Annotated in this window: 8 protein-coding genes; 3 read left to right on the top strand and 5 right to left on the bottom strand. The window is 41.3% G+C overall.

Features of this window, described 5'->3' with window-relative positions; all coding sequences use genetic code 11:
• The first annotated feature begins 192 nt into the window (after positions 1 to 192).
• Positions 193 to 1,653: a phospholipase D-like domain-containing protein gene (locus N6A79_RS00715; RefSeq protein ID WP_268546594.1), complete on the top strand. Its 1,461-nt coding sequence runs from the start codon at positions 193 to 195 to the stop codon at positions 1,651 to 1,653.
• A gap of 14 nt (positions 1,654 to 1,667) precedes the next feature.
• On the opposite strand, the gene N6A79_RS00710 is transcribed toward N6A79_RS00715, so the two are convergent.
• From N6A79_RS00710 to N6A79_RS00690, 5 genes are read right to left on the bottom strand one after another with little or no spacing between them, the layout of a single operon-like run.
• The gene (locus tag N6A79_RS00710; protein ID WP_268546593.1) at positions 1,668 to 2,852 is read right to left on the bottom strand and encodes an NnrS family protein; all 1,185 of its coding nucleotides are present in this window, start codon (positions 2,850 to 2,852) and stop codon (positions 1,668 to 1,670) included.
• Entirely contained in the window at positions 2,853 to 3,587 is a 735-nt protein-coding gene (locus N6A79_RS00705) for an ATP-binding cassette domain-containing protein (RefSeq protein ID WP_268546592.1), read from the bottom strand. It lies immediately after the preceding gene.
• 4 nt (positions 3,588 to 3,591) lie between these two features.
• Positions 3,592 to 4,440 (bottom strand): ABC transporter permease, encoded by an 849-nt coding sequence (locus N6A79_RS00700; RefSeq protein WP_268546591.1) that lies wholly within the window; start codon positions 4,438 to 4,440, stop codon positions 3,592 to 3,594.
• Positions 4,437 to 5,435, bottom strand: a complete 999-nt coding sequence (locus N6A79_RS00695; RefSeq protein WP_268546590.1) for an ABC transporter substrate-binding protein — start codon at positions 5,433 to 5,435, stop codon at positions 4,437 to 4,439. The genes N6A79_RS00700 and N6A79_RS00695 overlap by 4 nt, the downstream gene beginning before the upstream one ends.
• Before the next feature lie 40 nt (positions 5,436 to 5,475).
• A complete protein-coding gene (locus N6A79_RS00690; protein ID WP_268546589.1) occupies positions 5,476 to 7,728 on the bottom strand; it encodes a TonB-dependent receptor family protein in 2,253 nt (750 codons plus the stop codon).
• A 626-nt stretch (positions 7,729 to 8,354) separates the two neighbouring features.
• On the opposite strand from N6A79_RS00690, the gene N6A79_RS00685 reads away from it, so the two are divergent.
• Positions 8,355 to 9,527 carry a lytic murein transglycosylase gene (locus N6A79_RS00685; RefSeq protein WP_268547612.1) on the top strand — a complete coding sequence of 391 codons (1,173 nt, stop codon included), beginning with the start codon at positions 8,355 to 8,357 and terminating at the stop codon, positions 9,525 to 9,527.
• A gap of 68 nt (positions 9,528 to 9,595) precedes the next feature.
• Positions 9,596 to 10,081: a hypothetical protein gene (locus N6A79_RS00680; RefSeq protein WP_268546588.1), complete on the top strand. Its 486-nt coding sequence runs from the start codon at positions 9,596 to 9,598 to the stop codon at positions 10,079 to 10,081.
• Positions 10,082 to 10,164 lie beyond the last annotated feature (83 nt).

The following is a 10,164-nucleotide window of genomic DNA, read 5'->3' as shown; positions in this document are numbered from 1 at the left end:
TAATAAACTACTGAAATTACAATGTCAAAGGATATTAGCCATATTACTAATATTTAATATACTTGTTAACAATGAGGCTGCTTGTAAATATGACTCTTGCCATGTTATAACTTTGAAAATGCAAGTAAACTGCTGCTCATCACAATGAAGCACAGCCAAAGACAACGATATCAAATTTTGATTGAGAGCCTTATGACTGAACTAATTCTCCATTATTGGCCCCATATTCTTGCAATTTTATCAGTTGTCATGGGTTTAACAGCTGCAATTCACGCGACAATGACCAAGCAAGAAGTGCGCACCGCTATCGGCTGGGTTGGCGTTATCATCCTCTCGCCCATCTTGGGAGCGGTTATTTATGCGATTATTGGCGTTAATCGTATTAGACGTAAAAGCGTTGACATCCAGCGCCGTAAAGTCAATGAAATTGAGCATTTTCACTTCAACGATTATGCAGTTGATAAGTCACTTATCGAACAAGATTACCAATATTTCGGCGCAGCCATGAGCCGTCTTGGCGATAAGGTCAGCCGCTGCAATCAAACAAGCGGCAATTATATTGAAGCATTAAACGATGGCGATCTTGCTTATGAAGCTATGCTTGATGCTATAGCTAATGCCAAACGCAGCATATTGTTAGAAAGCTATATTTTTGACCGCGATCCTATTGGAATAAAATTTGTAAAAGCATTGGCTGATGCGGTAAAACGCGGCATAGCAGTACGAGTTTTAATTGATGCAGTTGGCGCGCGCTATTCTTTTCCAAGTGTCGTGCATTTGTTAAAACAACATAATGTTCCTGTTGATGTTTTTAACGGCAATATTATCATCGGTCTACGCCTGCCTTACGCCAATTTACGCACCCACCGCAAAATCATGATAGTTGATGGCGCAATTGCCTTTACGGGCGGCATGAATATTCGCGTTGGGTTCTCGCATCTTTTATCAGGGGACCAAGCCTATAACGACACCCATTTTCGTATTGAGGGACCAGCAGTTGCCGATCTTTTTCATGTTGCAACCGAAGACTGGATTTTTACCACCAATGAAAAGCTTACTGGGGCTGAATGGGCTATTCCCCGCCCTACCCTTGCACCAGGCCAAGGCAAAATAATCCGGATCGTTCCATCAGGTCCTGATCGCTGCATTGAAACCAATCATAAAATGCTCATTGGCGCCTTTTCGTTAGCACAAAAACACATCCGTATTAAAACACCGTATCTTTTGCCAGATCGTGAAATAATAAGTGCTCTTGTAACAGCGGCACGGCGCGGAGTTAGGGTTGATATAGTTATACCAGGCGAAAACAACCTAAAACAGGTTGATCGTGCCATGCGCGCGCAATTTGATCAATTATTGCAAGACAACTGCAATATTTGGCGAGCCGGTGGTACATTTAATCATTCTAAGCTTATGGTGATCGATGACAAATGGGCTTATGTCGGCACGTCCAATATGGATGCGCGTTCATTGCGATTGAATTTTGAAGTGGATATGGAGGTTATGGATTATCAATTTGCGCAAGAAATTGCCGAAAAAATTGATAACTCTATGCAAGACGCCCAACAAGTTTTGTTGCAAAACCTTATAAATCGTCCATTTACTGCCCGCCTTCTTGATCGGGTTATCTGGCTTTTTTCCCCCTATTTATAGATACAAGCCACCCCTTAATGATGATGGAGTGGGTGGCGCAAAAGTGGCACATAGGCAAAAAGCCATAAAATAAAAGCAGCACTCCAAAACAGTGATGACATCATATATTGATAATGGGCGAATGGAAAACCATCAATGAGTTGCGGCAAAACACGCATGATTCCGGCAAGACAGATCGCCCAAATGCTAAGTTTTGCTTGCCAAGGTATAATCGTCAAATCACGACCTGAATGGCGCAAACCAGCAATAATAAGTACTGCGATAACTGCTAGCCCTAGGGTTAAAATTGTTAAAACATGCAAGCCAAGATAGGGCGATATTGAAGGATAGAAGCCCGATAATCCAATCAACAACAATCCAAGACCTGCACTTAAATTGGCCATGAATAAGCATAGAATTTCTGTTTTAAACACTGCCCGCCCTATAAACCACTCTGCCAACCGGTCAAAAAAAGCTGCTGCGGCTGCAAATGCCAAGTAATATTGCATCATTGAATCGGGCAAGAAAAATGCAACCACACCATAAAAAGCGGTTAAAAAAGCAGCAAGATTTCGTCGTCCTGGATGCGGGCGATAGGGACTGGATTTACCACTTGGATCAAGAGCAAGATTAACCACAACAATATGAATACGCGAAAGCGACAGGGAAAACAAAATTACAAATACTAAAATTTCACTATTAAGCGCGCGGCTTGCAAGCAACACATCCTCATGCCACCATGCCCATTTTAAACAAAATTCAACAATAATTAAAATAATCAACCAAATGGCAAATGAGACTGCTCGCGTTTGGCGCTTTTTTATGATTGGTTTTAGTATAAGAAACAATAAAAGTATTAAAAAAGAAAAATCAAAAAAACTGGCAACAATCATTAAATGATCAACACCAAACAGACCAATTAACCTTGCTGGCAACCAAAGAATAAATAGTAAAAATAAGGCTTTACCATGAACGGGTTTAGTGTCAGTCCATTCAGCAACGGCGGAGGTTAAAAAACCTGCAAGGGCAGATGAAAAAAAGCCAAAAATCATTTCATGACCGTGCCATTGTTGTGGCACTATATAATCGCTAGCGGGAAAAGAAAGCCCATAACCAACAACATAGATAAGCGGCATTAATGCTGCATAAATCGCGCAAATAGGGAAAAAGAAAAAGACACCTTCGGAAAAAAATGGGCTTTTAAATAGTTTTGCTCTCATCTAAGCCTCCGTCTTGCCATTAAGCAATGCGCCAAAGGCAGGATCAACACGATAGGCTTCCATCATTTCAAAAATATCACGCTCACTGCGCTCACCTGCAATACCAGCAATATTGCGCTCGGTTATTATAGTGGCTGGTACACCCCCAATTAATAAAAGCCGGTTAGCGATGCGCAAAGCTTCATGGAGATCATGGGTGATAAACAAGCCACAAAAACCAAGACCTTTTGCTTGTTGAATGATAATGTCTTGTAAATTGCGCCGCAGCCCAATATCAACGGCTGAAAAAGGTTCATCAAAATAGATTATATCGGGCTTAATGGCCAAAGCTCTTGCAACCGATACTCTTTGGCGCATACCGCCCGATAAAGCGGCGGGATATTTAAGCAAATCATCTTGGCTAAGGCCAACAGCTGCCGCCATTTTAACCACGATAGCGTGTTTTTCTTGGCGGGATAAATTATTTTTTATACCATAAGCAATATTATCAAAGGTGGTTTTCCAATTTAACAATCGCGGTTCTTGAAATACCACCGCTTGACGTTGATAATTGCGAATAATTTGCCCCTTAGTTGGTTGATGAAGCCCTGCTCCCATCTGCATCAATGTCGTTTTGCCTATGCCAGAGGGGCCAAGAACCGCAACGATTTCACCATCACATATCGAAAAATTTATATTTTCAACAATATTGCGGCCAAGATAGGCAAAAGCAACGTCTTCAAACAGAAGTTTCATGGCTTTAATCCTTCTTAATCGCTACAGTATCGTTTTCGCTTCTTTTTACACCCCATGGCTCATCAGCATGGCGCCAGTTTTCCAATAATTCACGAATGGGATGAATAATGCCAAATTCTGTAATCAAAGCAAAAATAACCACCACCATTATAACAGCCGTTACCTTTGGAACATCAAAAGAGGTGCGTGCTTGCGCAAGAATACCGCCCAAACCACCGCTATAACTTAGTAATTCTGCCATGACTGCCACTTTCCACGCACTACCAGCCGAAAGCGACCAAGCTGGCATGACATGAGCCACCATTTGCGGCAAGGAAATTGTTCGTAAACGCTTAAACCAACCAATGCCGAAAGCACGTGCCATAGCATCAAGATTACGATCACGCGTTGCAATTCCTTGTGCGCTACTCATAAAAATTAATGGAAAAGATGCAACGGCAATGGTCATAATCACCGATCCACCTGATGCTTCAAACCAAATAATTGCGAGTACAATCCAGCCGATAGGCGGCACTCCAAGTAATATTGTGATAATAGGCCGCATAAGCCGCATGGCAGCAAAGGAATATCCGCAAAATAAGCCACCCAAAGTTCCAACCAATGCGCAACATAAAAACCCGCAGACAGATCGCCACGCCGTTAATTGGACTGCTTCAGTGAAACTATCTTGCTTGATTAATGCAAGTAAGCTTTTAAAGGTTTCCTGTGGCGAGGGCAGTACAAAACTGCCATAAAGCTCATGTGCCAATTGCCATAAAGCTAGAAAACAAAAAAGACCAGCAAGGCCGGCAAAGCCCCCCCAAAAATAACGGATAAGCCATGAGAGATGCGACATAATCCGATAACGTATCATCCGGCAAAAAAACCATCGTCAGGAAGTTGTCCACCCAAAATATCGGGATTTTTCTTCATTAATATGCCGAATAATTCTTTTAGAGATGATTGACTTTCGCGGCCACTACGAACAACTAGATTACTATATGGCAAAGCTTTAACTATAATATTGCTTGGAAAATCGAGATATTGAGCTGTTTTTTCGGCAGCTTCTTGCGGATCTTTCAATATTTTCTCAGTTGCCAATTTGAAAATATCATTAAGACGCTTAATTTTTTTATCTCCATCTTCACCTTCAAAGCCTTTTCTCACTAAAAGACCTGCTTGCGGTAAAATTTTATTACCCGTCACCTTTTGCCATAAATCTTGAATATTTAGCGCACGCACGAGGTCTTTATGGGCGGCAGCGCTTATAGAAATAGCAGCACTTGCCACCGGCTCAACCAAGACAGCAGCATCAACGCGCCCCATCATCAACATCGGAATAGCCTCTGCATGGCTGCCAAGATAGCTTATCGTAATTTCACCTTCTGCAAAATTATGAGCCTCTAATATTGTTTGCGTAACCAGATCCGACATGTCATTTTTTAAAGGGACAGCAAGTTTTTTCCCCTTTAAATCAGCAAGTGATGTAATGTTCGCATCCTTTTGCGCAACAATATATAACAATCCATCGGTTAAAATATTGGCAAGCCGCAGCTTAATACCTCTATTATAAAGATTGGCGCCACTATAGCTTGGCATAATTGCCATATTAATTTTGCCCGACGTCAATCCCGCGCGCATCTGATCGGGACTATTCCAAACTTTAAACTGACAATTTGGAATAAGTTCATCAAGCATACCGTTCGCAATAGCAAAAGCTGGAACAACCGACGGTGCTGCTGGTGGCCCCCAAATAATATTGGCGGCGTTGTCATCATTTGTTTGCGCCCATGCTGAACCAGCATGGGGCAAATTTAAGGAACTTGCAGCCAAACCCAAAAGAAAACGCCGTCTGTTTGTTTTAAACATGATATTCTATTCTCCTTCGCGTTTAACTACTGCTAATTATTTAAAACGATGCTTTAATACCAGCGAAAAAACCTCGACCATCACCTGGAAGGAACACTGCTTGATCTGGCCTAATTCGATCTGTTACAATTGTAGAAGAAGCATAGGTCTTATCAAATAGATTTGTGATTTCGCCAAATATTTTTAAAGTTTTATTGATTTGATATTCGCTGCGCAAATCCACAATTGCATAGGCATCATTGTAAAGCGTATTCATATTATCAACGGGCGTTTTGCTTGGCAGCCACCGAACATTGGTTTGAATAATCCATTCATCCTTTGGTTGATATTGAACCATAGCATTGATAATATGAAGCGGTGCGCCAGCTAAATAATTATTGCCGCGTTGTGCATCATTATGAAAGCGGAAGTTTTGGTATGTATAAACCAAACGTCCAGACAACTGACTGGTAAATTGTGCACCAAGCCCAATATCTATACCAAAGTGGCGGGTATCCTTAGCATTAACAGCTGCAAGAGGCACTCCAGTAGGATCGCGAGAGTTCAATAATTCATTATCAACCCATGAATAATAGCTAGATAAATCAAAGGAGAAGCGATCAAACCGGCCACGCCAACCAGCTTCCACTGTTGTTGCCTTTTGTGCGTCAAGATCAGGTGTTGCAAAACTTGCATAGGATGCGAAAGGCGTTGCTGGATTAGGGCGACCAGCACTCGAATTTGGTGTGCCATTAATAGTTGCTATAAGATCATCTTGGCTTGGTGGCTCAAAATTATGACTAACAGCTACATAAGCAGTTTGCTCATCGGAAATTTCGTAACTAAGGGCAAGAGCTGGACTCCAGCCAGAATAGCTATGCTTATAACTTGTATCGGTTGCATCAACCGCACCATTTGGTAAAAGCCGGTTTGGCATACGAGGATCATAAGCAATAGTTGACCGTTTTAGCCCATCATAACGATCATCATTATTACGAGTAGCATGCGCATAAGAAATAGATGGCGACAATGTCCATTTTTGCGCAATTGGCACATTCAAACCAGCAAACAATGATAATGTTGTTGAATCAAGATCATTAGCACCAAATTTTGCACCTTTACTGCCTGATTGATTAAGATAGTAATCGCGTTCCATAGAACCCGTTGCATAAAGCAATGACAACTCTAAAAGAGGTAAGGCTTTGGTTTCATCGGGATTATAGGAATAGTGCGCGAGAGCCGTAAAATCACCGCTTTTCGATTGACGCACCCCTCCAGTAATTGGATACCTGAAAGTATCATCACTATAGCTATAGCTAAAAGCTATGTCAAAAAGATGCGCGTCCATTTCAAAACTGGTACGATTACCGATAAGATATTGAGTTGCTTCGCGCTTTGGGCGATCACGCCAAACATTGGGGCCGGGATTAATCGCTCCATTTGGCGTTAAAGTAGGTCCAGCCCAGATTGCCTTGGGGCGGGTTTTAAGTGTAGCTTTATTAACTGGCCCCGCAACATCAAAATCAAGGTCGGTATAACCTGCGAAAAAACGAGTTGTTACTCTATCATTGATACGAAAACCAATATTACCACTGATGCTCGTTCGCTCTGAAGCATTATAATCGCGAAACCCATCGCGCTTGCTATGATCGACTTGTATAAAACCATCATAATTATCTTTGGCAAAACCAAATTGGCCACCAAAATTATATTGACCAAAACTACCACCACTTGCGGTAAAGCTTGCGCCTTGCTGGCTTAAACCTGTTGGGGATACCATATTTATAGCACCGCCAAGCACTGTTGCGCCAATGCGATTTGCCATATACCCACGGTAAGCCTCAATAGATTGCGCTTGGCTAGGATTAGCAAGGCCAACAATGTAAGATCCATCGGCGCGATTGAGCGGCAAGCCATTTTGCAGCATTAAAATACCGCGCTCTACAGGATTTTGTTGCAGGCCAGAGCCACGAATTTGAATACGTGGCTGATCGTTACCACCAAAGAAATTTTGAATAACCACACCTGGCACCTGCTCTAATGCACGCGATAAGGTAAGATTGGCTGACGTTGGCATATCATCTTGCGACACAAGATTAACGCCACCTGGCATTGCTTGGAAACGACGTTCAACCTCAGCTTCACGACCATTGTTGCCATCAATAACAACAGCATCAAGAACGATTGGGGCACCGGGACTTGCGGTTTGCGCGGTCGCCAATCCCGTTGACAATAAAAATACAGTTAAACTTGTGGCAAATAACGATTTATGGCCCAAATGGGTTTTTGAGCCTTGCTTGATGAAATGAGGCACCCCTACTCTCCTTACCTACAAAACTATTTGCAATAACGGAATGAATAAAATGGACATATTTCCAAATCAAACGAGGCAACACATCACTTACGCATCAACCAATTTTGCAAACTTTTACCGATAATGACATCAAACTTTCCCTCAAAAGCCCATCGCAATTAGCGGCAAAATTTCAATTAAAACAATAATCTTGATCTCTACTTTGTCTTTTTATATGAATAGTTGTATTTTTTTCTCAACAAATAACGCAAGCCCTTAAGCATAAAAAAATGTGCCAAAACGCCGCATTTCATTAATTGTACACAAAATTAGACTATATTTTAACAAGTGTATATTTATGACTTGATTTATTTCAATTATCCCAAAACCGCTAAGAATTGACGCGTACATCAAGTGAAAAACAAATGTTTACTTTGAAAACCACGCTTAAATCCTGTATTATATGAATAATATGCAATTTTATAAACGGATTAATAACTCTTGCTGTGGGATGATAGGTTTGATCATTGCAAAAGAGGATTATCATGAAAAAATTTTGGCATAGGAATGGAATACAAAGCCAGCATGATGCGCCTACCACTACGGGTATATCGCGCCGCCAATTGGTCATTGGTTCGGCTTTTGCTATGTTTGGTGCAAGTTTTATTGGTGTTTCGCCGGCTTTTGCCGATGCGGGTTTCATGCGCTGGATTGAGCAATTTCGTAGCACTGCTCGCCAATCGGGCATAAGCGATAAAACTTTCAATCTTGCCTTTCGCGGCGTTACTACGCCAGATCCTGAAGTCTTGAAAAAGGCGGCATGGCAACCTGAATTTAAAGATCCGACATGGAATTATTTTGATAATCGTGTTCAAGATGAAGCAGTAGCTCAAGGACAGGCCCATGGTCGCCAATGGGCAAAAGTTCTCAATGTTATTGAACAGCGCTTTGGTGTTAGCCGTTATATTTTGCTCGCTATCTGGTCAATGGAATCAAATTATGGCGCAGCTTTAAAGCGCGATGATATTATGCGTGATGCTATACGCTCACTCGCAACCCTTGCCTATGGCTATCCCAAACGGGCAAAATTTGGCCGTACGCAATTAATAGCAGCAATGCAAATCTTGCAAAGTGGTGATATTGACCGTTCACATTTAACTGGTTCTTGGGCTGGTGCTTTAGGACACACCCAATTTATTCCAACCAGTTATTTAGACTATGCTGTCGATATTGATGGCGATGGCAGGCGTGATATTTGGAATTCTATTCCTGATGCATTGGGAACTGCTGCTAATTTGCTTCACAAAAATGGTTGGCAGAGTGGCAAAACTTGGGGCTATGAAGTTATCTTACCAGCTACAGGAAAATTCCCTAGTGGATCATTACGCCTTGCTGAATGGCAGCGTCTTGGCTTGCGTCGTGCTAATGGCTCAGCATTTCCTTTTCCTAATGATTCAGCAACTCTTAAATTACCAGATGGACGCGAAGGGCCCGTATTTTTGGTAACTAAGAATTTTAATGTCATCAAACGTTATAATTCAGCTGATCGCTATGCCTTTGCAGTCGGCTTATTGGCTGATAGAATTGCTGGCTATGGTGGTTTGGTGCGTGATTGGAGCCGGCCCTTTACGCCCATTAGCATGAGCGAGCGGCAAGAATTGCAAAATCATCTTAAAAGCCTTGGCTATTATAATGGTCCAATTGATGGGCGCATTGGCGAAGCTTCAAAAACAGCCATTCAAGCTTTTCAAAAGCGCAATGGTTTGAAAGCTGATGGCCACCCAAGCCGTGAAGTTTTGAGTGTTTTAAGACGGCGATAACCGCTAAAACTCAATTTTATACGAATAGACTGTCATAAATTGGCATTAGGAAAACTGAATTAATCCTAATGCCATTTCATTTTGAAAAGGAAGCAATCATCCGATTTATTGTTGCCATTTTCGCCATCTTTTCTGGTCTAGCACTTATAATTTGTACAAGTCTTGCTATCGCACCTATTTTAGAAGAAGGTGTTGAAAAAGATAGTTTTTACGCTTGGTTTTTACCCACAGATTTGCAAAATTTTCCTATTCCCTCACATAATATTATCAAACCAATTAGGCTTTCTTTTCAAATATTTGAGGTGACCAGTTTCGAATATCGCGTGGTAGAGTTTAAAACCACCCTCTCGCTGTCAGAAATTATTAATTTTTATAAGCAAAGATTTCAACTTAAATACTGTGAAATCCACTCTCATAAATTTGAGCTAGAATCCCACCATTACTGTTTATTCTACAAAGAAAATGACAATAATGTGCAGTATGAATATAGCCTATTTATAAAACAACAAGGCGATTATTATCGGGTGCAAATCAATTGGGGCGAATATGGTTAAAACAATCTATATTGAACCAATAATCAATAAAAATCTTAATCCCTTACGAATTGGTTTTATTTTTTTAATTATTCTATATAAAT

This window comes from Bartonella sp. HY761, from assembly GCF_026743145.1.
GTDB lineage: Bacteria > Pseudomonadota > Alphaproteobacteria > Rhizobiales > Rhizobiaceae > HY038.
This window is presented reverse-complemented; position numbering and strand designations above follow the sequence as displayed.

What these genes read in the sequence shown, in the direction of transcription:
- N6A79_RS00715 (WP_268546594.1), top strand. Translation starts at nt 193, where the DNA reads ATGACTGAACTAATTCTCCATTATTGGCCCCATATTCTTGCAATTTTA.
- N6A79_RS00705 (WP_268546592.1), bottom strand. Translation starts at nt 3,587, where the DNA reads ATGAAACTTCTGTTTGAAGACGTTGCTTTTGCCTATCTTGGCCGCAAT.
- N6A79_RS00710 (WP_268546593.1), bottom strand. Translation starts at nt 2,852, where the DNA reads ATGAGAGCAAAACTATTTAAAAGCCCATTTTTTTCCGAAGGTGTCTTT.
- N6A79_RS00700 (WP_268546591.1), bottom strand. Translation starts at nt 4,440, where the DNA reads ATGATACGTTATCGGATTATGTCGCATCTCTCATGGCTTATCCGTTAT.
- N6A79_RS00685 (WP_268547612.1), top strand. Translation starts at nt 8,355, where the DNA reads ATGTTTGGTGCAAGTTTTATTGGTGTTTCGCCGGCTTTTGCCGATGCG.
- N6A79_RS00680 (WP_268546588.1), top strand. Translation starts at nt 9,596, where the DNA reads ATGCCATTTCATTTTGAAAAGGAAGCAATCATCCGATTTATTGTTGCC.
- N6A79_RS00695 (WP_268546590.1), bottom strand. Translation starts at nt 5,435, where the DNA reads ATGTTTAAAACAAACAGACGGCGTTTTCTTTTGGGTTTGGCTGCAAGT.